Raw genomic sequence first — 22,904 nt, 5'->3', positions numbered from 1 at the left:
GAAGTCGCGGACAAAGAACCCATTGGAGACTAGCCGGTCTTGTCGTGATCGGTATGGTGGCGGCCGCATTCGTGATGCCGGGGAATCGGCATACGCACCAGGATGGCGAACGATCCCACGCTCACAATCATCCGCATCCACATGTTCACGATCACCGGGTGCATCAAACGGACGAGATTGTCTCAGCTGGCCCGTCGCACACTCACTTCCGGTTTCTTTGGTTCGAGTTCTCTCTGACGGATCCGCCCAATCGTGACACCGCTCATGTCGGCGTCGTTGATGACAACATCCGCTCGAATCACTTGACCTCACCAGCGGCATGGATGCAATGGCTGCAAGTGCTCGTGCTACTGGCGGGCCTGCTTGCAAGTCGTGATTCTTTCCGTTGGTCGGTGAATTCCACACCGCAAGTGGAATGCGATTCCCCCACACACGGACGACTGCCCGAACGTCCGTTGCTGCCTCCTCCGAAATGGATTTGAACTTGCCACCGCAATTCTTGCGGCCTTGTTCAACTTGATTCACGACGGACATTTTCCGTCCGACGTGCGCGTTCCGTCCCCCGATAGGGGTGGACGATCCATTTCCGTTTTTATCGCCGCCAGCGACACCGTGAAGTGTGCGCAGGGTGCGCGACGAGGAGTTTCTATGAATTCTCAGTCTTCCCAGGTCCGCCATCCGCGCGGATTTACATTGATCGAATTGTTAGTGGTCATCGCCATTATCGCCATCTTGATTGCATTGCTCTTGCCGGCGGTTCAACAGGCTCGCGAAGCCGCGCGTCGATCGGCGTGCAAGAACAACCTCAAGCAATTGGCACTTGGGATGCACAATTACGAATCGACATACCGCACCCTTCCACCAGGGTATCTGCACAAATTCGATTCCTCCGGCTCCGGTGCCAATCAAATGGGCTTCTCGTGGGGATTGATGCTGCTGCCACAACTGGAACAGACGAATTTGTACGATCAGTTCGACTACACAATTCCCGTGTTCGATCCCAGTCAGCAAGTGCCGCGAGAGACGCATCTGTCGGTATTCTTGTGCCCGTCCGATCCGTATTCGGAAGGCAACTTCGTCGTCCGAGACGATTCCAGCACCCCGATCGAACAGTACGCCACCGCCAGTTACGCGGCGAATTGGGGCCCATCGACGGCTTCCGTCAATTTGGACGATACCCCATTGCAAAGTCAGGGCGTCTTCTATCGCAACAGCCCGACGCGACTGCGAGACATCACCGACGGACTCACCTCGACGCTATTCCTCGGCGAACGCACAAACGGACCGTTGCCCGGCACGACCAGCGGTGGGCATTCGGTATTTGAAACCGCATGGTCGGCTGCGGTACGGGATGTGGGTGATCCGGCCGACGACCACGGACATATGGTGCTGTTCGAAACACAGTTCCGCCCCAATCAACCCGGCACCGACGACAAAGGATTGTCGGCTCCTCATGCGGGCATTTGCCAGTTCGCGTTAGGTGACGGATCGGTGCGAGCCATCAGCGAAACGATCGATGCCGATGTCTACAACGCTCTCGCGACGCGATCGGGCGGTGAGGTTGTGGGCGACTTCTGATCGTCCAAATTGGTGGCTTCGTTAGAAGCAGTGAATTTCGGTCAACCGATACGACCCGTGATGACGATACACTCGATACTGTCATTCTCAGCGCGGGCGGGCTGTTGCGATGGATCGCGCCCGCCATGCGCGCATTGCGAGGTCGTTCCATGCAACGAATTGTTCTCGGTTGGTCGATTGGGGTCGGTTTGCTGTTGTCGCTGCTCTCAACCGAAGCGCGGGCACAGGGACATTTTCTGATTTATTCCCCGCCGGGTCAGTATTCAATGGACCCCACGGGACTCGATCACCCCGAAACGTACTTCGATGCGAATTGGGAACCCCCGTTGGTCGCTGACATCAGCTTCGGGACGATTACGCCGACCGCCGGTCTGTTCGACAAGGTCGCAGACACGGGATTCGCCACCCGCATTGCGTGGCATCACCCAACGTTGAAGAAACCGCTTGATTCCGGTCGGTTGTTCCTCGGCTGGACTGGCAGTTTCGAGTACGCCACGTTTTCTCAGTCCGACGACGCTCCCTTGAGCGGTCGGGCAATCCAGGCAAACCCCAGTAATCCGACGGGGTCGAACATCGCTTTGCCCAATCCGAATTACTCACCGTTCCAAGTCGATGCCCTCGATTCCTACGCATTCGGTATCGGGCCAGAGGCGACGTTTATGTTCTATCCGGTGAACGAAACCGGACCGGAGTGTTTCGTCGGTGCCAGTTTCGAAGGACTCGTGGGTTGGGCGGATGCGGATATCGTGCGGTTCCCAGCGGGTACACCCGCTCCCAATGCATTCCGTGCCAAACCACCCGTCAACGATGAAATGGAAAGCCTTTGGGGATATCGCGGCCAAGCCAAAGCCGGAGTGGCATTCGCGGATGGCTACGCAATTTCCACCAGTGTCGCTTCCACACTCTACCGAACGCAGGCGGTCACCAACATTCAGGACAACAACTGGTTTGTCACCTGGATGGTGCATTTCGAAGCCAACACACAAGCCTTGGCGAATGGTTTTGGTCGAATGCTTGGCCGCTGAATCGTTAGTTGACTCGGTACCCACTAGCACACATATGGGTGATCTTGGTAAGTCTCGCCGAGGTCACCCTTTCTTTTTGCAGGGTCAAAAGATCGCTCCAAACGCCGCGTCTTCGATTGGTCAGACCGGAAAAAGTTCACAATCCAACAGAGCGACCGTTGACATCCCAAGCCAATATATCAACAATCAACCTGCTATTGAGACTGAATCTCAACAACATTGACGCAATGTCAAGAGTTATGATAAGAAGTAGGACGTGAACACCAATGGTGAGAGTTTTCAATCTGACGTTTTGTTTGTTCCTGGCATTTGCCACTGGCTGCAATTCGTCGAGTTCTTCGGATCATACGGGCACAGGCAAAGACGGTTCCGGCAAGCAACACTGGGTCGCGACCACCGGCCATGTCTACGACGCATTGAATCGCATCTCCGAAGGTGCGGACGTTGAAATCAAGTTGCTCTGTGGACCGGGAATCGATCCGCACTCCTATTCGGCGAGTCCTCGTGATGTCCAAGCCATGTCCGAGGCCGACGCCATCTTCTTCAATGGCTTCCATCTGGAAGCGAAGCTTCACGACCTCCTGCATCATGAGTTTGGTGACAAGTCCTGGTCGATGGGAAGCGTTTTTCCAGAAGAAGCTCGATTGGATTGGATGGAGGATGGCGAAATTGATCCCGAGGCACCGTTTGATCCCCATATTTGGAACCATCTACCTGCATGGTCCACTTGTGTATCGGGTTTGATCGAGCAACTTGTCAAAATCGATTCGGAGAACGAAGAACTCTACCGAACCAACGGGGAAAAGTACGTCGCAGAGATCGAGGAGCTGCACAAGAAGGCCCTGGAGGAGTTTGCGAAAATCCCCGAAAAACGCCGGGTCATTGTGAGTGCGCACGATGCTTTCAACTACTTCGCGAAAGTCTATGGTTTCAAATCGGTTGCCGTTCTTGGAATTGGCAACGATGCGGAAGCCGACGTGAAAACCATGCGTGAAGTGGCGGAACTTGTCTCGGAACGTAAAGTTCCGGTGATCTTTCTCGAAACGATCACCAACCCGAAAGTCACCGAGGCACTTCAAGAAGCATGTGCAGCTCGAGACTGGTCCGTCAAAATCGCCGACCAACCGCTCCACTCGGACGATTTGGGCAGCGAGCCACCGCTCGACACGTTTCTCGGTGCATTTGAAGCGAATATCAATCTGATTACGAAATCGTTAGCTGGTGGGTAGCGTTCGATCAACAATCTCCGATAAGTTGTGTCTCGCGACGTGTCATCTTTCAAAAGTCATCAGCCGGATTGTGCAGGTTTGATGACAATATGCTTCCAGTTGGCGGCCGATGGAAACAGCAATCCAAACTCATCAACTCACCGTCGCGTATGGTGCCCAACCGGCGATTTGGAACGTCGACGTCAGCATCCCGAAGTTTGGGATGACAGGGATTCTCGGCCCGAACGGTGCCGGCAAAAGCACGTTTCTCAAGGCGATCTTAGGGACGGTTCCGAAACTGTCCGGCCAGGTCAATTTGCATGAGCTGGCCAAATTCGACGCCAACGCAATCGGCTACGTCCCCCAACGAAATACGGTCGACTGGGATTTCCCGACGAGCGTGTTTGACTTGGTCATGATGGGAACCTACGGTCGTCTGCGTTGGTTTCAGCGTCCCGGAAAAAAGGAACGCGAAGCCACCTGGGAAGCATTGCGGCAAGTCAAAATGGAAGAGTTCGCGGACCGACAAATCGGCGAGCTTTCCGGAGGCCAACAGCAACGTGTCTTCCTGGCTCGGGCGTTTGTTCAACGGGCTTCGATCTATCTCATGGACGAGCCGTTTGCCGGGGTGGACGCTAGCACCGAGAACATGCTGATCGAACTGCTTCACCAACTTCGAGATGCCGGGAACACCATCGTTTTGGTCCATCATGATTTAACGACGGTCGCCGAATACTTCGATCATGTCGTGTTACTCAACCGCAAGTTGATTGCGTGTGGTGATACGCCAACCACGTTCACCGCGGAGAACATCGAAACCGCGTACGGAGTCGCCGGGATGCAACTGTTGGGGCGGAAGTCGTGAATGCGTTTTGGAACGACTATACCGTACAAGTGGTTGTCTCCGGCAGCGCGATGATCGGTGCGGTGAGCGGCTCACTGGGGTGTTTCGCGTACTTGCGTCGACAAAGTCTGATTGGCGACGTTGTCGCGCACTCGACGCTATTGGGGATTGTAGTCGCGTTTTGGGGCGTGTACCTCGTCACCGGAGTCGGGAACAAATCGCTTTGGGTCCTGATTCCCGGGGCCATCGTTGCCGGTCTGGCTTCACTCTTGTTGACGAAAGCCGTGACGGGGCAAACTCGAATCAAAGAAGACGCTGGTTTGGGCGTGATGCTCGCGATTTTCTTCGGCACTGGCATGATGCTGCTTCGCTGGTTGCAACGGGCTCAGCCACCGATTCCTGGTCGAAGTGGCTTGGACGGGTACTTGTTCGGAATGGCCGCTGCCATGACGAGCAAAGACCTTTGGATGATTGGCCTCCTCGGAGCCATTGCATTGATGGCCATGCTAATTGCATGGTCCGGTTTGAAGGTCCTGACGTTCGATCCGGAATACGCCGCCGGTATCGGTTTGCCAGTTCAGCGTCTGGAATTACTGATGCTCTGTTTGATGGTGATCGGCATCGTCATTGGACTGCAAATTGCCGGTGTGGTCCTGATGATTTCGTTGCTCGTGGCCCCGGCAGCGGCGGCACGCCAGTGGACTCATCATCTCGGTCGGATGGTCGCATTGGCATCGATCATTGGTGCTGTTTGTGCAGCAAGCGGGGCACTGATTAGCGCCCTGGGTACTCATCTCCCCACCGGACCGGTGATTGTGGTGCTTGTCACAATTGTCTTTATCTTTTCGATCCTGTTTGCCCCCAGACGGGGCATCCTCTGGAGGAGACGAAGCATTGTCGATTGAGCTTTGGACATTGGCGATCGCGACGGTCACTTCCATCACGTGCGCGTTGTGCGGGAGCTTGTTGCTCGTCAATCGCAAGTCGATGGTCAGCGAGGGACTTAGTCATGCAGTGCTTCCCGGATTAGTGCTCGCGTTCGTGTTCATTCGCGACTACAACTCACCCATCCTCATTTTCGCGGCCGCCGTGAGCGGAATGGTCATGGTGTGGCTGACTCAACTCATCGAGCGGTCCCGTCTCGTCGACGACGATGCCGCTTTAGGGATTGTCTTCGCCGGCATGTTCAGTGTGGGTATTCTGATCGTCAGTGCCAAGCTGCGGAACACACACTTTCACGCGGACTGCATCATCGACGGAAATTTGGCGTTGGCTCCGCTCGACCGTTTGATTGTCGGCGGCATGGACTTGGGTCCACGGTCCTGCGTTGTGATGTGTGTGATGCTTGCTCTGGTGGTGGCGTTTATCGTGCTGGCCTACAAAGAGCTGAAGATCAGCATTTTCGACCCGATTCTGGCAGAACGATTCCGCCTGCGTCCTGCCTTGCTTCAATTTGCATGGCTAGGGTTGGTTTCGATGACCACCGTCGCCGCTTTCGATGTGGCGGGGTCGATTTTGATCGTCGCACTGATGATTGCCCCACCCGCAGCCGCATATCTGCTGACGGACCGCCTCGGCCGACTCCTGGTGATTGCCGGGATCGTCGCCACCGTCAGTTCGATTGGCGGGTTCTATCTGGCAATGAACATGGACGTCTCACCGACCGGCCCGATTGCTTCGTTTTCCGGCGTGATGTTCCTGATCATCTTTGCGTTTGCTCCGCGACGGGGTTTCATCGCGACCCGATTGCGACGAATCCGCCAGCGATCGCAAACAATCGAACTACTGATCCTAGAGTTTATCGCCCATGATGCTCAGCGGGACCTATCAGGCCTGAAGGTTCCCCAGTCCTCACTGACCCGCTGTTTGAAACGATTGATCCAGACTGGGTTTCTTCGGGAGACCGGATCGGACCTGGAACTGACTCAGAAAGCCCATGATCGGTTGCAACAAGCATTTTAGCACATGTTCACTTTCTTGTACACTTCTCCTGTCCCGTAGGGTGAATACTCGGTCGCTATTTGGACTGACGCGACCTGCCTGACGAAGCTCTCTCACATCGTTGAAGGAATCGACGATTTCTCGTGACTCAGGAAACACAAATCGTTATGGACACACAGTTTTGGCAAACGGTATGCGTGTTGGTCTTCGTCGGGGGTGTGGCCCTCGAACTAACGCGACGCCTCGTGCACTTCCTAACGACGCTCCAAAAATCCGTATGTGCTAGTCGGTCGCAGCGATCTTCCGTAAATCCCGGGCGACAACCTCGGCCCCAGAACCACATCGGGCTGAATCAGCGTCGGTGGTAGTCGCGTTACTGTCCGTCCGCGATTAATTGCTTCCTGGCTGACATCCATGCGATGACACGGCAACGTCAGCGCAAAAAGAAAGCCGCGAGGGGTAAAAGACCTCACGGCTTCGGGAAAATCGAAGATTGGATTTGCCCGTGTTAGCCAGCCATTGCCGGTTCGGTTTGGGCGGCACAATCGGGACAAACTTTCAATTCGCGGACAATTTCTCGTCCCTCGCCCCCTTTATCGACCGTTTTTTCGCGGTGCGCTCGTCCAGGACGTCGGGACAGGGGTTCTCGTCGCTCAGGATACTCTACTGTACGTCGTTGCACAACAAGTTGCTGGGCCGGTGTACCGGGTTCGACGACGTGATCACATTTTTCACAACGAAACATATAAACTCCTATCGGTTACGCTCGGAGCCGACCCGAGCAAACAGCACGATTCCCCATGGAACCGCTGCAAGCGGCGAAAAAGCAAAAACGCCGGGAGGCCGGCGTTTGATGTCGAAAATGGTATTGGCCTAAGTATACCAAAGATGACGTTCTCGGTCAAATTTTTGTCGTGTTGATGCTCCTGTGGGAGTCGCTGTTATCGACACCCCGAACGCCGAGCCTCCAAGGTTTTTCGGGTCCAGGGACTAGCGAATTAGACGACGGAACAGTCGGTTTCCCACGTGTTTCAGCGTTCGACTTCGTAATAGTAGGTACGAAAACGACCATCGATGTGAAATTTTCCACTCGCGTCTGTTGGCACTGTTTTCCCCGTCGGGACGCCGTAGACATCCAACACATTGACTCGTTTCGGCTTCGATCCTTTAAAAAGGATGCCTGCTTGTACGGGTTCCATGAGCAGTGGTGGACCACCGATGGTTTTGAGTTGCGTGCCATCCGCAGAGTATTCTGTCCCTGTTTGTTGGTCGCGGGCCATTGCGGTGATCAGAATTCGTGTTGACGCGGCCAACGGTTGGTTGTCGAGCGGTGTGAACAACAGTGACACAAACGGAGTTTGCACGGCAACGGTGACGCCGGGAAGTTCGATTGACTCTCCGCCCATTCGTCCGATGACTCCCTGCGTCTTCTCGGCTTGAATCGTCACCAATCTGCGATCGTAATCCCACTTCAAATCCCCCGTCGCGGACCGCACGGTTTTTTCGTTTCGATTCCAGTTCCGTGAGAGATCAGACTTCACCGCCGTCGCGTTTTTGTCGAAATCGATTGTGACACGGCCAACAGCTAGAGCCGTGGGCGATGTGCCTGCGTTGTCTCCGACATCTTTCACATCATGCCCGCTGGAAAGGTCTTGATGCAGCGGATCGGTGCCGGCAAATAGGTCCGCTTCGGACAACGTGCGGCGAGCGACGACGGGGCCTTCTTCGATGTGCCCATGATGAAGGGCAAAAAACAATGCCGGGAATTGACCGATGTAATGCGGGGTATCCGTGACGTAACTGCTTAGGTTTGGCCAACCATCGCCCGGGTACGCACGACTGCTACTGAAGTGATACGATGCATCCCATCCCTGCAACCCCATTCCATAAAATGCCATCAACGGAGCCGCTTCGGCCTTCCATTGGTTCGGCGGAAGCTGTGTCCATTCGGTGCAGGAGAACGGTCGGTTCTCCACTTGATACAGCCCAATCGCCAGCAATCCGCCACCGGGACGGCTGAGGTGCGATTCGTTCCGGACGGCCCCCTCAGCGATGTGGTGCCCACCGCTGCCGCCACCGAAGTAGTTGTGTCGGTCGATCATGTCGGCAGCGAGATCGGTCCACAAGTTCGCCGGGTCCGCGGACGGTCCTCCCGCTTTCCACGCGGTTGTGACGGTGACGGCCTTGTAACCTAAATCGCGGAGTTGTCCTTCACGACGCTCGTAGAAGTCTTTCTGAAGTCGTGCCAGAAACTCGATGAAATCCCCTGCCCGTTTCGTTTGGCCTTTGAAATCGTATGCGGGGCCATCACCGCCGAAGTGGTAGGCTCCCATCAGTTCGAGTTCACCGTTCTGCCAGGAATCGCCGCGTCGCAGCCGTCCCCACGCCTGTTTTGTGGCGGCTTCGGAGCCGTACTTCTGTTTCACCCATGCAAAAAACTTTTGGCGTAAGCGTTTCGAGTGCAGCGGGAACTTTTTAGGGTCTCGTAAATCACCAAGCGGAAAATGCCAGAAGATGGAATCTTCGTTGTGCGTTTCCAAGACGGCGAGAGCGGGGTCGTCGATGTATCGCAAACCGGTGTACGGGTTCTTGTGCAGGAGCAAGGTTTTCACGTAGTCCCACTGCAATTCCTGTAGCTTTGGTTCGATGTTGACCAAGCCATACGTGCGTTTGCGTCCGCGTCCTGCATCTGGGAGTTCGGCGAACAATTTTGCGTCATAGCCATCGTTGGGGCCGATCGTGAGCGGGTAGAACACCGACCAGGTCATGTAGAGCCCGTGCTTTTTGAGCTCAGCAAAATACCAATCGAATTCGTCAATTCGTTTTGCATCGAACCGTCCGTTTTGGAGGGGGCCGACTTCGCCGAACAACGGGTGTTGCCGCACCATGTTCACGCCATGCTTGCAAAGATACTTGATCCGCGTCGTCTGTTGTTCCCGCGTGAAACGACCAATGGAGACATTCGCACCGCAGCCCCAAAATTTGATCGGCTGTTTGGCATGTTCAAACCGAAGAGCATCGCCATCACGTTTGAGAAACCCATGTTGACCGGCGGGTGCTTCGATGTACTTCGACATATCGATCACCGAATCGGCGGAAAACCGATCGGTATCGAAGACGACAGGAAACCATTCATCGGGTTTGGCGGCAATGTCTTCATTGGGTTTTCGGATGCCGCTGGGGACAAAGCCGGTGTCGTCCAGGAGAATCGCATCGGTCCCGCCGTGATTGGCCACCTTGCTCTGGAAGCGGATCGTCAGCGAATTCTTGCCACGTCGCAAACGCAGGGAACCGACTTTGACCCACGCAAGTGCGCGGTGATCGGGATTGGGCGACACTTGGTACTGGCCACGCTTGTCGCGAAGACTCATTGTGGCAAAATCACCACCGTTCAGTTGGTAAGCCACCTCGGACAGCAGAACATTGCCCCGCCACCAAAATGTGTACTCGCCAGACTTTTCAGCCGTAAAACTGTACGTCGCGATTCCCGGTCGCCGTTTGTCGTAATGCGACAACCACTCCCCGCCCGACATCCCATCCTTGCGAACGTTGTCGTACCAACCGTGTTTCGTGACGGTTTTCTTCTGAGGGTTTTCCCCCTCGATCCAAATGGAGTCGGCGTTCGCAACCGCTGGGATGGTGCATGCCAGAACAAACCATCCCAGCACTCGGTAAATTCGCTTTCGGTCCATCATGGGGCTCTCGTGTGCGCGGAACAAGAAGAACGATGTCGTCATTTGTTCCGAGCTTAAACGGATGCCCCCCGGGAATCGAGTCTTCGGCAATCAACTCGGCTTCGAGTTCGCCACAGCGCGGTCCAATAAATTTCGAGTGACTTGTTGGACGCGGGTGTCGGGTCCGTGTGGACGACTACCGTGCGACCAAGGCAAGATGTGGCCGGGTGGTGAACTCAGCCCCTGTGACCAAAAGATGCTGGCCGCGTTGAAAACGAAGTTGTTCTTCGGACCAGGAAAAATCGTCGCCGCATAGGCACCTTCTCGCACGCCGCCAGACCAAATGGGCCCCTCGGCGAGTACTTCCAAGCCCGCTCGGTCCGGGTCTGGTTCTCCATGATGTTCCCAACCAACGAGGCCAGGAATCGAATCCCCTCGCTTCATGCCCGTCCCTTGGAACACCCAGTGCTCCGGCTTGGTACAAGTCCAATCGCCGCCACCGTTGAACGGAACAACGCTTCGCGTTCCCATGATTTTTCGCTCGTCCGGTGCTGTGCTTTGCAAACCGGCAAACAGCGAGGAATAGGATTCAATTTCGTCTTGCCGGAGCGGACCATAACAACCGGCACGAGAAATCCGTCGGTCGGCTTTTCCTTGGGAATTCGCTGTGAAAGGCGAGTCGATGAACACGGAGTTGCCACAAAGCCATAAGAAGTTGACACCATTTTGAATCGCGGACTCGGCGGCATAGTATTGTCGCACGTCCCAATACTCGTCATGTCCCACGCTGAGAAACGTGTTGCAGCGAGTCAAAAACTGGGGGTTCATTGTGTCGCAATTGGAACCGTAGGTGACATCGTAACCGTGTTGCTCCAACCAGTAACACAAGGGGTATTCCCACAACAAAAACTCGCCCGACCCGATCGACAATGGATGATCGAAAATCTGCACGTACTTGCCATACGGCCGATCGAAACTCACCGTCACCCCGGGAGCATGGGCACCATCGGGATGCGTGTAGAGCGATTCGTTCACCGGCCAGCGATTGTAAGCCTGCCACGTGTTGTCGCTGCATTGGAATAGGATTTCCGCTGGTCGTCGGTCGCGAACGATGAAAATGATGTAGCTCTGCCAATACGGATCCGAGGCGGACTCCGGGATTGTTGTCAATTTGCCGAGGTAGACCCCGCTCACCCAATCTTCAGGGATTTTGATTTCCGCAGCCGGAGACCATTCGCACTCTCGAAGTCGGCCGGGTAACGGGCCAATCTGCGGGACCGGTTGTGTCTCGCCTACCAACGGACCGAGCTTTGTGACGTGTCTCGCCCCGTTGCCACCGTAGAATCCCATGCGATAGATGTCGATTGTGAATCGACGGACCGGGTCTGTGCTCACGTAGATCGAAAGGGTGTCCCCGGCTTCGATCGACTGATGGGAACAGTAGCCTTCGATCAATGTGGTCCGGTACGGTCCCGAGTTGGTTCGCACCCGCGTGAGTTGCCAATCGGTCGTGCCGGGGCGGGCATTTTCCTGCTGAATTATGGAACGGGTTGCAGGACTTGTTTGGGCCGCTTGTCCTGTCGCCAACGCCAGCGGTGCCGCCAGGCCACCTTTCAGAACATCACGGCGGCTGAATTGATTGGCTTCCTCAGTCATTCTGATCCACTTTCTTTGACTGCAAACTTCGGAGGTAGGCAACGAGATCGGCGAGCTGCTGGCCGGAAAGATTTTCCTCCAATCCCTTTGGCATGATGGACACATCACTGGGCGAAAGAATTTCGATGTCGTCACGGGCAATGGTCACGGGATCGCCGGCTTGCTGTTGGATGACAAGTTCCGCATCGGTTTCCCGTACGATGAGGCCAGCATAAACTTGCCCGTCACTGGTGGCGATACGGTAGGAATCGTAGTCTCGGACAATGCTTGCCGAGGGGAAGACAATCGATTCCAACAAATCGCGAGCCGACCGGTTGGCTCCAATGGTGGTTAAATCAGGACCGATCTTCCCACCCATTGTGCCGACTCGGTGACACGTTACGCATTTTGTTTTTTCGTTTGCGAACAAGACTCGTCCGCGTGCCGCGTCTCCGTCATCGAGTAACGCAATGAGCGAATCCAGCCTGTTGAGTTTGGCTTGCTCGGCTTGCCGCATACGATCGAGCAACTTGTTCGCTTGAGGCAACAAATCTTGCGGATAGCGTTTGATGATATCCGAAAACTGCACTGCCGAAAGTTTTGCTCCCTGCTCGGCTCGGCTGATACCGTTCAAAAATTGCTGGACGACCTCCGCATCTCCAGTCCTCGCGTAAGGTCGGATCAATTCGCTCAATACGCTTGCCGAGACCTGCGGAAACACGCGAGTCAATTGCAGCAGTTGCGGCTTGCTGAGTGACGTGGTTCCGATTTTCTGAGCGATCGACAACGCTTGCGAAGGGTTGTCTTCCAGGGCTTTCGTTAGCAACTGAAACGATTTGTCAGTGAGGTGCCCACGTTTTCCGGAGCGGGCTTCCTTCGCTGCAACTCGGAGGAGAATTGGTTGATCCGAATCGGTTTCGATCTGTTGCAGTCGCTTGTCGAACCGATTCGTCTTCATCGAAGCAACAGCGACAATCGCCGCTTGAACGCTTTGATGATCATCGCTGGCGAGCAAGGAGTCCAACGCGGGAGCCCATGCCTCAGCCGCTTCAGTGCTAGTTCGAGTAGTCATCACTGAGAGCAACAATGATTGCAACTCTCTTGGAATGTCGGGGCGACTGAGTTGCTCGCCGATCAGTTGAACCACTTGCGGATCGTTCAGCGACCGCGATAGCAGACGACGAACGACATCCTGATTGGCCGACAGTTGAGCCGGGTCGGAAAGCAAGCGACCGGCGACGGTCGCCGTGTGTTCTGTCCAGTCGGAATGCCGTGCGTAGATGCGAGCAGCGACACGCTCAATCGCGGGATGGCCGGACTCGACTTGCGTGACCACTTCGGCTTCGGTCAATTCGCCGGAGGTCATTTGATCGAGAGCAATCAATGCGTTCTTGCGAACGTTGGGATCGCTGCTAGTGAGTGCTTTCCGCATCGAGTCCGCATCGTTGATTTCGATCAACGCAAACGTCAATGCGTGTTCCAATGCCCGATCGACGGGGTTCGCGAGTGATTTCAGAAGTACCGGAATCGCTTGCCGATCGCCCAACCGCCCAAGTGCTGTCGCTGCGACGCGACGGACGGTAGGTTCGTCGTCGATGACCAAACGGCTGAGTTGCTTGAAGGCCGACGGATCGGGATCGGCGACCAAACTGCGACACGCCGCCGCTCGGACACCGGGATCACGATCGGTCAGTGCCGTTTGAATGGCGGAACGAATCGCGGGGGTCTTCGGATGCATCCGCGTCAACGCCCAGACCGCTCCGTAACGCAGTCGGATGTCACGTGTGCGGATTGTGCTGGCTAGTAACCCGGTGACTTCCGCAGAACGTTTCGCACACTCATTGATCGCGTGTTCCCACACAACCGGTCGCCGATCGCCGAGGAGTTTGACGAGTTCCGCGGGGGTCAAGGAATTCCAATCAATGTCGTTGCCGCTTGGGTCATCCCATGCGGTCATCCCCTGACGGCGAATCCGATAGATGCCCCCGAGCACATCGGGCTTGGCGAACTGCGAAGTTGGGCAACCGCGATAGAACCAGCCACCGGTGTCGACCACGAGCAAACTGCCGTCGGCGTCTTCGACGATGTCGGTCGGATGAAAGTCCCGGTTCTCGCTCGCAAGGAATTCCCGTTGTCGGACTTCGTACGTCGACCCGTTGGGTGACAGTTCCAACCGCACGACTTTGCCTTGGTTGAAGAACGTCGCGAAGAAGTTGTCTCGCCAACGGTGGTCGAGAATCCCCGAGCGATACCGCATCGTCCCGGATACCGCCACGTGTCCGAACTCATGAACCGGGCCGAGAAGATCACCAGTGGTTTGCAGTTCTTTCAGCACGCGTTCGCGATGCGGATACGCACCGCCATAGAGCCAATGCACAAGAGCATCGACACGCGGGCGAGTGTAAAGAATATTGACGGTCCCTAGCATCTCACCGGTGGGCGTGAAATCGACTTCGACCGGGTTGTCCATTCCGCCGCCGCAGTGAATCCGTACATCGCTGCCGTCCGTCCGACAGGAAAACAAATACGAACCTTCCCGTTGGCTCGTAACTTCACCGTCTTCATTCTCGAACGTGTGGCCATGATAACCGTCGCACCAATACAACCGGCCGTCGGGACCGGACACGGGACCGTGAATACTCGCCGCATTGCCGGTGTAGCCAAACTCGCTGACGAGTTTCTCTCGCTTGTCGGCCACACCATCGTCGTCGGTGTCTTCGAGTCGCCAAATGTTCGGCGGTGAGGCGACATACAACGCACCATCATGCCAAGCAGCGCCCATAGGAAATGTCATTTTGTCGGCGAAGACAGTGCTTTTTTCGAAGCGGCCGTCCTGGTCCACGTCTTCGAGCAGACGAATGGAATTTGGTAGCTGTTCCTCAAGTTCGTTGGCGGAGAGATTCACACCGGCGTTTTCACAAACAAAGAGACGACCACGATCGTCGAACGTTGCAAAAGTCGGATGTTCGACCAATGGTGGACCGGCAACCAGCTCGACCGTGAAACCGTCCGGCACGGATATCTCAACGGGCTGGAAATCCTTCGGCAATGCCGGTGGGAGAATGTCTTCCGTTTGAGCTCGTTCCTCGTCGATGCCCACGTAAATCGCCGTCTGCGATCCACCGCCGTTCCACATGTCATAGCGAGGTTCGGCATACTTCTTGAAGTAGTCATCAAGACGTTGTTTCAACATCTCGCGTGTGTCTTCGTATTCCTCGAAAGTCACGAGGTTCGTGAATTCATCGGGGTCGTTCGTCAGGTGGTACAGCTCATGCGGCCCGTTGGGATGCCGATGCACGTACTTCCAATCTCGCGTCCGAATGCACCGCAATCGTTCAAACTCATAGAAGACCGCTTCATCTTCAACCGAAGTCGAGTTCGCCGCTGTCAGCTCTGTCGAGAAGTCACGCCCCGGAAGCGGAGGATCGTTCGGCAACTGATCGGACATGCCGAGATACCCCAACAGCGTCGGCAGAAAATCGTAGTTCGTGATCAGCACATTGGATTTCGCGTCTGACGAAATGTGACCGGGATGTCGCCAGATCATGGGGACTTTCATCATTTCGTCGTCGGCGGTGACGGGACGAGTGTGATCGCCCATGCCGAAGTAGCCCCCGTGTCCGCCGCTCCATCCCTGATCGGCCACGAAGATGACGACGGTGTTCTTTTCGATTCCCTTTTCTCGCAGCGTATCTAGCACGCGACCGACGCCGTCATCGACCCCGCTGACTTCCGTCGCCACCCGTCGGATGGAGACTGGATTGTTGTGGTAATCGAGATTGTGATACTGCCAAGGATGCGCCGGTTGACGCGGAAACGACGGTAGTGGTTTGTCGGCGTAATACTCGGCGTGTCGATTTTGCCCCTCACGCAACAACAGGCGACTCAGTGCATAAGGGCCGTTATACGAGAGAAACAGAAAGAACGGGTTCTCGGATTCCGCTTGTTGATCGATGAATCGAACGGCGTGTTTCGTCCAGAAGTCAGTCAAGTATTCAGGTTCGTTTCGCTGTTTGCCGTCTTCGATGATCTTCGCACCGTAGAAAGTGCTCGTTCCGCCGTGAGGCATGGTGATCCAGTAGTCATCGAGCTTTTCCTGTGGCGATATGTTCCCACCGAGATGCCATTTGCCCACGAGTCCACATGCATAACCGGCTTCATCAAGAATCTCCGGGAGCGATGTGAATTCACCGAGTGTGTTCCGTGCCTCTGGACCGGTTTGCAGTCGCCCACCACGCAAAAAACAATGCACGCCATGTTGTGAAGGCATCAAGCCGGTGAGGTACGTCGCCCGCGTCGGAGAGCACACCGGATTCGACGAAAACGCCTGCGTGAACAGTGTGCCCTCGCGAGCCATCTGGTCAATCTGCGGCGTGCGAATGTCTTCGTTACCGTAACATCCGAGCGTCCACGCCCCGTGATTGTCCGTCATGATCAACACGACATTCGGACGAGTTCCCGCTGCGGACACAGACGGGATCGACAAGCCGAGTCCAAACCCAAGGGACACCCAGCCAACCAAGAAAGAAAAGCAAGCAAGTTTCATGAGGTTCTTCCGAACGTCTCTTTTGACAGTTCCCGATGATGGTTCAACGCGTTTTGATGCGTTTCATTCTGCCAACTTCCTCGCGACACGCAAACCGTCAGCCGGAACTTCGTCGTCGGAATTCACCGGGCGTCGTTTTGGTGATGCGTTTGAACACGACGTGGAAATATTCCGAATGCTCGAAGCCACACAGTCCGGCGATGCGTTCGGTTGGCAAATCGGTCGTGAGCAGTAACTCGCGAGCACGTCCGATTTGCACGTGCCGGATTTCTTCTTGCGGTGTGCGTCCGAGGTATTTGCGAACTTGGCGTTCCAACGTGCTACGAGAGACCGCGCTGTTCCGCACGACTTCGTCGACGCTGATTCCGCGACACGCATTCTCCCGGATGAATCGCAGGGCTGAGGCAATGTCCCGATCTTGAATGGCGACCACATCAGTCGATTGACGGGTGGCAACATCAAGCGGCTCGATGATCTCGGTACGCGGAGGGCTGTTATCTCCGCTCATCAATTCCGCGAGCACCTCCGCCGCCCGATACCCGACGGCTTCCGCATTCGGAATGACACTCGAAAGCGGCGGCGAACAAACTCGGCAAAGCAATTCATCGTTGTCGACACCGATCACCGCGACTTGCTCCGGCACGGACACACCGATCTTCGAACAGGCTTCGATGACGTGTTGACCACGGATATCGTTGCAAGCCATGACCGCAAACGGCTGCTCGAAACCGTCCAGCCATTCGACAATCTGTTCTTGTTCCTGCTCCCAAGACAAGGCCGTGGGACCATGCCAAGGGGTGTTGTATCGTGCACACTCAGTTTCGCTGTGACGTTCAACCACCGTAGCAAACGCTTCCTCACGACGTTGCGACCATGCCTCACCACGGAACCCACAAAATCCAAACCGTCGGAATCCACGCTCCACCAGGTGATTCGCCGCCATTCGGCCGATTGCAGCATCGTCAGACCGAACTTGCGGCAAATGGGATTCGCCATGCCGATCGGTGACTTCGACCAGCGGAACGCCGGTTTTCTCAACGGCATCTAACAGTTTTGGCGTGGTCACCCGAGAGATGATTCCATCACCATTCCAATGAGGAAGCCACGACGGCGGCTGTTTCCAGAGATCCCGTTGTTCCAGAAAAACAGACCAGTCATCATGCATCCGCATGAACCGCACAATTCCCGACAGCAAATCGCGTCCGTAAACGCTGGAAGTTTCGATAATCAGTACAACACGTCGTTTCATGCCGTCGATTGTAGCGTGAAAATGGGAAATAGAGACCGACCAATCAATCGGTTTTCATTGATATGACACGGGTTTATCCAGGAAGCCGCAGCAGTCACTTGCGAATGATTGACGGACTTGGTAACACTGCGGCTAAACGTTCCGGGAGGACGGTCCGCGCCCCGTTTGTCTCCGAGACGGTCCGATTTTTCTTCCGTGATTTCTTGCCGAACAGGATTTTTTCGATGCCAATTGCAACACCCGCTCAATACGCCGCCATGTTGGACGCGGCTCAACAAGGTAGTTACGCCTACCCCGCCATGAACGTGACTTCGTTGACCACCATGAACGGGGCACTCAAAGCGTTCGCGGAGAAAAAGTCCGACGGCATCATTCAAGTCTCCACCGGTGGCGGGCAATTTGCCTCCGGTCTTAGCAACAACGATGCGGTTCTCGGGGCAATCGTGCTCGCCGAAGCCTGTCACCGATTGGCCGAACGGTACGATGTACTGATCGCCCTCCACACCGACCACTGCCAACCCGGCAAAGTGGACGGCTTCCTGAAACCGCTGATCCAGGAAACCGCACGGCGTCGCGAAGCGGGTTTGCCGAACCTGTTCCAATCGCACATGCTCGATGCGTCCGAATTGCCATTGGACGAGAACATCGCCCTCTCGAAAGAGTTGCTGAAGCTGTGTGCGGCGAATGAAATCATTCTGGAAGTCGAAGCCGGTGTTGTCGGTGGTGAAGAAGACGGCGTGGATCACTCCGATCAACCCGCTGACAAACTCTACACCACACCCGAAGATATGTTGGCAGTGTATGAAGCTCTCGACGGGTTGGGTCGATACATGTTTGCTGCCACCTTCGGCAACGTGCACGGCCACTACAAACCAGGTTCCGTCAAACTGCGTCCAGATATCTTGAAGAAAGGCCAGGACGCCGTCATGCAGAAGTACGGTGAAAAGGCCGAGTTCGATCTCGTCTTCCACGGCGGCTCGGGCACTTCGGTTGAAGACCTGCAAGCCACACTGGAATACGGCGTCGTGAAGATGAACATCGACACCGACACCCAATACGCGTTCACGCGCCCTGTCGTCGATCACATCATGAAGAACTACGATGGCGTGCTGAAGATCGAAGGTGAAGTCGGTAACAAGAAAGTCTACGATCCGCGTAGCTACCTCAAGAAAGCCGAACAAGGTGTCACCGACCGTATGGCCGCCGCATGCGACGGCTTACGTTCCAGCGGGAACACGATCTTCGGCAAGGTCTGATTTGACACAGACAATGTCAGATTCACTGAGAAGTGAGGAAGGAATTTTTCTTCCTCACTTTTTTTATTTGTTCGGGTGGGCAAATCGACTGAGTTGCAACTCGGCGAACTTTTTCGAGCTGGCAATTTGCACCCGAGTATTCTCGGGAGAATAGTAAACCCAACCGCGGTCAGGACCCCCGAACGACCATTCCAAGCGAATCTCATCCGCTTCAATCCAAAGCTGACTACCATCGTCGACGAGTCGAGTTGCTCCGATCATATTCTGAAAACGTCGATATTTCTCGAAGACTTTACCAGTACCACATTGCTCCTCAACGGAGTCCGTGGGGCAGAATCGGTAGCGATACGTGATTCCCTTTTCAATCGCCTTGTCGAAGTCAATCGCTGCAACACCGGCCTTTGTTGAAACAATTAACATCAAATCCTGATAGACGACTGGCGCCGCAACACGTTCGTTCCGAGCATTCGATTCTGTGTTCTGTCCGTAGGTGGCTGATTCGGACAATGTGATGAGTCCAAGAATGCCCCAGATAGCGATGAAAGACTTCATCAAAGTTCCCTCCGATTGAATCACTGATTTTCCATGGTCGTTCTTGTTCAATCTTCGTCCGCATCGAAGTATTCTGCAATCGCTGCGAGTAGCGGATCGATGGTCTGTTCCTGCAACTGATGCGGTGGATTCCAGGGCAACCATTGATGACCATCGTGTTCGGTCACGATAATCGGACGATCTTCAAGCAACCAACCAAGATAGATGACGAGCGTTTTCTCCACCGGTTCGCCGTAACGCTTGTACGGTGGAAAATACTGTTCCTCGAACCGGAACTGGTCATCGATTTTCACCGCCGATCGGGGCACACCGGTTTCTTCTTCCATCTCCCGCAGGGCACACTCCAAATCCGTTTCACCAGGATCAACATGGCCCTTCGGCAAATCCAACCGTTTCGGATGAATCATCAGCAGGAACTCCAACTCCGGCTGACGACGAAACAAAATCACCCCGCAGGATCTCTTTTTCGCAAACGGCTTCTTAGGCATCGAGCATCCTCAAAATGGATCTGTCAATTGCGTCAATCGAGTTAGGAGCGTCAAGAGAAGCTGATTTTCAGCCCCATGTCTTTCATTTGTAGCAGCGCTTCGGCGTTGCCTCGGGCATCGTCGACGGGGTCGTGTGTGTGCAGGGTTTTCCGCAGGTGTTTGAAGTTGACGAACGTGTCTTTCGCCAAACCTTTATACAGAGAACCCAAGTTCTGCGAGCTATGACCGAACGGGTTTTCACCAAGGAAATGGTGGAAGTACCAATTGATGAATTGCCAATCGAATCCGTTGTTGTCGGAGATGAACATCAACCGACCTTTGCCAAGCGTGCTCAGCCAATCGCGGAATTTTTCCATCACGGTTGTCGGTTCGTCGAAGGCCAAACACTCCTCGCGTGAGAATCCACTGACGGCAAGGGCCTCGGGAATGAACTGTTCAGAGATCGGTCGGAGACGACCGTAGAACGTCCGACTCAAACCGGGTTCCACAACGACGGCACCGAAGCAGACCATCGAATAATCCCCTGGAATCGGTCCGTCGGATTCGATATCGACCATGACGTACGGCATTTTGATGTCTCCGCTTGCAACAATAATGAAGAGAGTTTGTTGCCCTACACGATCGGTGACACCCGATTTTTCAGCCGTCAGATCACCACCAACAACACCCCGACGAGCAAGTCATATGCGGCGTGACAACCGACGGTGATGCCGAAGCCTCGGAGAACGAACAATGCGGAGAACACCAACCCCGCCGTGCAGCGGAAGACGAACGGAAAAATCGCGAACGGTTCCCCGATCGGTCCAACGTGATGAGCACCGGCGAAAAGGAGACTCGTCACCAGCACCGCAAACACCGCCGCCCAGCGTTTTGGCATGCGTGTCAGAAGAGCCAATCCATAGAGTGCCGGAAGCAAGCACAATCGGAACAGAAACTCCTCGTATATCCCCGCTCCCAGGTATGTCACTGCGATGGCCGTCGAACCGATCGCGTTTGCGGGCGTTTCCTGAGTCGGCACATTGGCCTTGATTGAAAGACTGGGAGCCGGGATCGAAACGGCGTCCGTTGGCATCAGTCGTTCAAACGCCAAGTTCTGCATTTGACCGAACACAATGAGCAAGAACGCGAACAGCAAACTTTCCGCGAACATTCCCAGCAACGTATCCAGCGACATCCGCCAACGATCTCGAATAGCGAAATGCCAAGCGAGTAATGCGAAGACGATCGCGATCGGGACGAGCCAATGAAATTGCACCCCCACGTGTTCCAACCCTAACCGCATCCAAGCATCGGCTCCGTTGCGGACGTCGTTTTCAGGATTGGAATGCCATAGCACGCCGATCTCGTACACAACCAAGACCGGCAGCAGGAACACGAGACAAACCAACGGTCGGCGGGTTTGATCCCAATACTCGTTGGCGGGCTCCATGGACGAAATTGTGGGTACCGCACTCACCATCGAGATGCGTCCTGTTGAATGGAATGATCAAACCAAACGGAATGCGTTGCTCACGCCGAACGTTGCTGGGGAACGGCCGACGCGGTGGTTCGCCAACCACCATCGTTCTGCGTGGGAAATGTGGCCGGTTCGATGTGTGGTTTGCCCAAATCGCGGTGCGGCACGTGCAGCTTCCAGCGGCGTCGGGCAATGACGCCCAGATCAACCGGCATTCCCGTATCCAATGACCGATCCACCGCCGATGGCAATTCGGGATCGAGCAGTTCACCAATTTGCTTCGCCAATTCCGTGTTCCACCAACCGCGTTGGGCCTCATCGTAGAGTCGGGCCGCGGCGGCACAATATCGCCACGAGGGATCGAATCGTTCGATGTCCGCCACATCATCTGGAACATGATGCACCAAACTGCGAAAGCGGTTGACGATGGCCAAAAACTGAGCGATGACCGACATCCGACCCGTTTCCGGTCCCCGCGGATAACCGGTTCCGTCAAGACGTTCATGGTGCTGACCGAGTGCACGACACAATTCAACCGGCAGGTCAGCAATTTGCGACGACAACGCCACGGTGTAAATCGGATGTTGCTTGTAGTCTTCCCAATGCTTGGCTCGAATTTCTTCCGGGGAAAGACGAAATTTGCGTTCCAAACGGATGAGGCCAACGTCTTGCAACAACGCAGCCGCCACCACCAAACCGGCATCCAGATCACCGCAGACCGCTCGCCCCTCAGCCACCAAACCATGATGGATCATCCATGCGGTTACGCGGGCTGTTTCCCAACCGATCGCCGCCGCGTGACTGAGTGTCGGGTGCTCTTCGGCATCGGGGTAACTCTTGGCAAGTTCGGTATCCGGATCGGGAAGCACACTCTCGATCTGAGGCCGCCATCGCAAATCGATCAATAGGCTCCGTGATAGACTTGCCAACTCGGCGAAGGACTCCTGCCGACCAGAAGCGATCAACGCCAACTGTGTCCCCAGAGTTTTCATGGTCGTCTTCGCAGCCGTCAACAACTTCGTCTGCGCTTCCAGGCGACCGATCTGAAGAGAATTCCAGTCGAGCAACGAAGACAGCACATGAGCGGGCAGACAGTCGTCGTGAGCCCCTTTGATCCGACTGAGTTCCGCGTAGACCACTTTCGAGGTGCCAATAGCTTCCTTGGCCAACCGATTCAACGCCGGTTCATGTCGAACCGGGCAATGGGGGTCTTCCAACAATGGTGTCCAGCGATGACTCAATCGCCCGAAAGATCGACGCAAAATGTGATACCGATTCGCCAGTTCGTTTCGTTCGTCGTCGGAGAGTCGCATCCGATGAGAGACAACCCGGTTTTGCAATTCACTGGCGGAGATTCCGGGGAACACCCAGTCGTTTGTATCGATCATTCGCATTCCGCTTTCACGATCTCGTGGCAGACCCACGGTCTTCTTTGGGTACTCGCACCCAAAA

Annotated in this window: 18 protein-coding genes; 8 read left to right on the top strand and 10 right to left on the bottom strand. The window is 55.2% G+C overall.

Annotated elements, in window-relative coordinates:
* Positions 1–53: 53 nt before the first annotated feature.
* From G6R38_RS08535 to G6R38_RS08505, 7 genes are all read left to right on the top strand, one after another.
* On the top strand, positions 54–482 hold the full coding sequence (locus G6R38_RS08535; RefSeq protein ID WP_166822852.1) for a hypothetical protein: 429 nt from the start codon (positions 54–56) through the stop codon (positions 480–482).
* Positions 483–648: 166 nt separating this feature from the next.
* Positions 649–1,578: a DUF1559 domain-containing protein gene (locus G6R38_RS08530; RefSeq protein ID WP_166822849.1), complete on the top strand. Its 930-nt coding sequence runs from the start codon at positions 649–651 to the stop codon at positions 1,576–1,578.
* Positions 1,579–1,727: 149 nt separating this feature from the next.
* Complete coding sequence (locus G6R38_RS08525; RefSeq protein ID WP_166822846.1) at positions 1,728–2,603, top strand: hypothetical protein; 876 nt, start codon at positions 1,728–1,730, stop codon at positions 2,601–2,603.
* A 266-nt stretch (positions 2,604–2,869) separates the two neighbouring features.
* Positions 2,870–3,832, top strand: coding sequence for a metal ABC transporter solute-binding protein, Zn/Mn family (locus tag G6R38_RS08520; protein ID WP_166822843.1), 963 nt, complete (start codon positions 2,870–2,872; stop codon positions 3,830–3,832).
* A gap of 109 nt (positions 3,833–3,941) precedes the next feature.
* A complete protein-coding gene (locus tag G6R38_RS08515) occupies positions 3,942–4,676 on the top strand; it encodes a metal ABC transporter ATP-binding protein (RefSeq protein WP_166822840.1) in 735 nt (244 codons plus the stop codon).
* A complete protein-coding gene (locus G6R38_RS08510) occupies positions 4,673–5,560 on the top strand; it encodes a metal ABC transporter permease (RefSeq protein ID WP_206028509.1) in 888 nt (295 codons plus the stop codon). The genes G6R38_RS08515 and G6R38_RS08510 overlap by 4 nt, the downstream gene beginning before the upstream one ends.
* Entirely contained in the window at positions 5,550–6,617 is a 1,068-nt protein-coding gene (locus tag G6R38_RS08505) for a metal ABC transporter permease (protein WP_166822837.1), read from the top strand. The genes G6R38_RS08510 and G6R38_RS08505 overlap by 11 nt, the downstream gene beginning before the upstream one ends.
* Before the next feature lie 487 nt (positions 6,618–7,104).
* Here G6R38_RS08505 and G6R38_RS08500 read toward each other — a convergent pair whose 3' ends face one another.
* The 5 genes from G6R38_RS08500 to G6R38_RS08480 form a co-directional block, all read right to left on the bottom strand.
* Positions 7,105–7,341 (bottom strand): hypothetical protein, encoded by a 237-nt coding sequence (locus tag G6R38_RS08500; RefSeq protein WP_166822833.1) that lies wholly within the window; start codon positions 7,339–7,341, stop codon positions 7,105–7,107.
* Between the two features lie 286 nt (positions 7,342–7,627).
* Positions 7,628–10,291: a hypothetical protein gene (locus G6R38_RS08495; protein ID WP_166822830.1), complete on the bottom strand. Its 2,664-nt coding sequence runs from the start codon at positions 10,289–10,291 to the stop codon at positions 7,628–7,630.
* A 90-nt stretch (positions 10,292–10,381) separates the two neighbouring features.
* Positions 10,382–11,926: a twin-arginine translocation signal domain-containing protein gene (locus G6R38_RS08490; protein ID WP_166822826.1), complete on the bottom strand. Its 1,545-nt coding sequence runs from the start codon at positions 11,924–11,926 to the stop codon at positions 10,382–10,384.
* Positions 11,919–16,451, bottom strand: a complete 4,533-nt coding sequence (locus G6R38_RS08485) for a PVC-type heme-binding CxxCH protein (RefSeq protein WP_166822823.1) — start codon at positions 16,449–16,451, stop codon at positions 11,919–11,921. Before G6R38_RS08485 ends, G6R38_RS08490 begins: the two co-directional genes overlap by 8 nt.
* A gap of 97 nt (positions 16,452–16,548) precedes the next feature.
* The gene (locus G6R38_RS08480; protein WP_206028508.1) at positions 16,549–17,700 is read right to left on the bottom strand and encodes an AraC family transcriptional regulator; all 1,152 of its coding nucleotides are present in this window, start codon (positions 17,698–17,700) and stop codon (positions 16,549–16,551) included.
* A gap of 224 nt (positions 17,701–17,924) precedes the next feature.
* Here G6R38_RS08480 and fbaA point away from each other — a divergent pair, with 224 nt between their 5' ends.
* Positions 17,925–18,956, top strand: coding sequence for a class II fructose-bisphosphate aldolase (gene fbaA / locus G6R38_RS08475; RefSeq protein WP_166822820.1), 1,032 nt, complete (start codon positions 17,925–17,927; stop codon positions 18,954–18,956).
* 63 nt (positions 18,957–19,019) lie between these two features.
* On the opposite strand, the gene G6R38_RS08470 is transcribed toward fbaA, so the two are convergent.
* The 5 genes from G6R38_RS08470 to G6R38_RS08450 all read right to left on the bottom strand — a co-directional run bounded on the left by G6R38_RS08470 (position 19,020) and on the right by G6R38_RS08450 (position 22,840).
* A complete protein-coding gene (locus tag G6R38_RS08470; RefSeq protein WP_166822817.1) occupies positions 19,020–19,508 on the bottom strand; it encodes a hypothetical protein in 489 nt (162 codons plus the stop codon).
* 47 nt (positions 19,509–19,555) lie between these two features.
* Positions 19,556–19,996: a bis(5'-nucleosyl)-tetraphosphatase gene (locus G6R38_RS08465; protein WP_166822814.1), complete on the bottom strand. Its 441-nt coding sequence runs from the start codon at positions 19,994–19,996 to the stop codon at positions 19,556–19,558.
* Positions 19,997–20,046: 50 nt separating this feature from the next.
* Positions 20,047–20,565, bottom strand: a complete 519-nt coding sequence (locus tag G6R38_RS08460; protein WP_166822811.1) for a 3'-5' exonuclease — start codon at positions 20,563–20,565, stop codon at positions 20,047–20,049.
* Between the two features lie 77 nt (positions 20,566–20,642).
* Entirely contained in the window at positions 20,643–21,455 is an 813-nt protein-coding gene (locus G6R38_RS08455; RefSeq protein WP_166822807.1) for a CPBP family intramembrane glutamic endopeptidase, read from the bottom strand.
* Positions 21,456–21,505: 50 nt separating this feature from the next.
* Positions 21,506–22,840, bottom strand: coding sequence for an HD-GYP domain-containing protein (locus G6R38_RS08450; protein ID WP_166822804.1), 1,335 nt, complete (start codon positions 22,838–22,840; stop codon positions 21,506–21,508).
* Between the last annotated feature and the right edge of the window lie 64 nt (positions 22,841–22,904).

It is taken from the genome of Thalassoroseus pseudoceratinae, assembly GCF_011634775.1.
In the GTDB taxonomy this organism is placed as follows: Bacteria; Planctomycetota; Planctomycetia; order Planctomycetales; family Planctomycetaceae; genus Thalassoroseus; species Thalassoroseus pseudoceratinae.
Note: the sequence above shows the minus strand (reverse complement) of the source record. Positions and strands in the feature narration are given on the sequence as shown.

Excerpts from the sequence above, each read along its gene's own strand:
- G6R38_RS08535 (WP_166822852.1), top strand. The coding sequence starts at position 54 with ATGGTGGCGGCCGCATTCGTGATGCCGGGGAATCGGCATACGCACCAG.
- G6R38_RS08530 (WP_166822849.1), top strand. The coding sequence starts at position 649 with ATGAATTCTCAGTCTTCCCAGGTCCGCCATCCGCGCGGATTTACATTG.
- G6R38_RS08460 (WP_166822811.1), bottom strand. The coding sequence starts at position 20,565 with ATGCCGTACGTCATGGTCGATATCGAATCCGACGGACCGATTCCAGGG.
- G6R38_RS08470 (WP_166822817.1), bottom strand. The coding sequence starts at position 19,508 with ATGAAGTCTTTCATCGCTATCTGGGGCATTCTTGGACTCATCACATTG.
- G6R38_RS08490 (WP_166822826.1), bottom strand. The coding sequence starts at position 11,926 with ATGACTGAGGAAGCCAATCAATTCAGCCGCCGTGATGTTCTGAAAGGT.
- G6R38_RS08465 (WP_166822814.1), bottom strand. The coding sequence starts at position 19,996 with ATGCCTAAGAAGCCGTTTGCGAAAAAGAGATCCTGCGGGGTGATTTTG.
- G6R38_RS08520 (WP_166822843.1), top strand. The coding sequence starts at position 2,870 with ATGGTGAGAGTTTTCAATCTGACGTTTTGTTTGTTCCTGGCATTTGCC.
- G6R38_RS08495 (WP_166822830.1), bottom strand. The coding sequence starts at position 10,291 with ATGATGGACCGAAAGCGAATTTACCGAGTGCTGGGATGGTTTGTTCTG.
- G6R38_RS08515 (WP_166822840.1), top strand. The coding sequence starts at position 3,942 with ATGGAAACAGCAATCCAAACTCATCAACTCACCGTCGCGTATGGTGCC.
- fbaA (WP_166822820.1), top strand. The coding sequence starts at position 17,925 with ATGCCAATTGCAACACCCGCTCAATACGCCGCCATGTTGGACGCGGCT.
- G6R38_RS08485 (WP_166822823.1), bottom strand. The coding sequence starts at position 16,451 with ATGAAACTTGCTTGCTTTTCTTTCTTGGTTGGCTGGGTGTCCCTTGGG.
- G6R38_RS08525 (WP_166822846.1), top strand. The coding sequence starts at position 1,728 with ATGCAACGAATTGTTCTCGGTTGGTCGATTGGGGTCGGTTTGCTGTTG.
- G6R38_RS08450 (WP_166822804.1), bottom strand. The coding sequence starts at position 22,840 with ATGATCGATACAAACGACTGGGTGTTCCCCGGAATCTCCGCCAGTGAA.
- G6R38_RS08455 (WP_166822807.1), bottom strand. The coding sequence starts at position 21,455 with ATGGTGAGTGCGGTACCCACAATTTCGTCCATGGAGCCCGCCAACGAG.
- G6R38_RS08480 (WP_206028508.1), bottom strand. The coding sequence starts at position 17,700 with ATGAAACGACGTGTTGTACTGATTATCGAAACTTCCAGCGTTTACGGA.
- G6R38_RS08500 (WP_166822833.1), bottom strand. The coding sequence starts at position 7,341 with ATGTTTCGTTGTGAAAAATGTGATCACGTCGTCGAACCCGGTACACCG.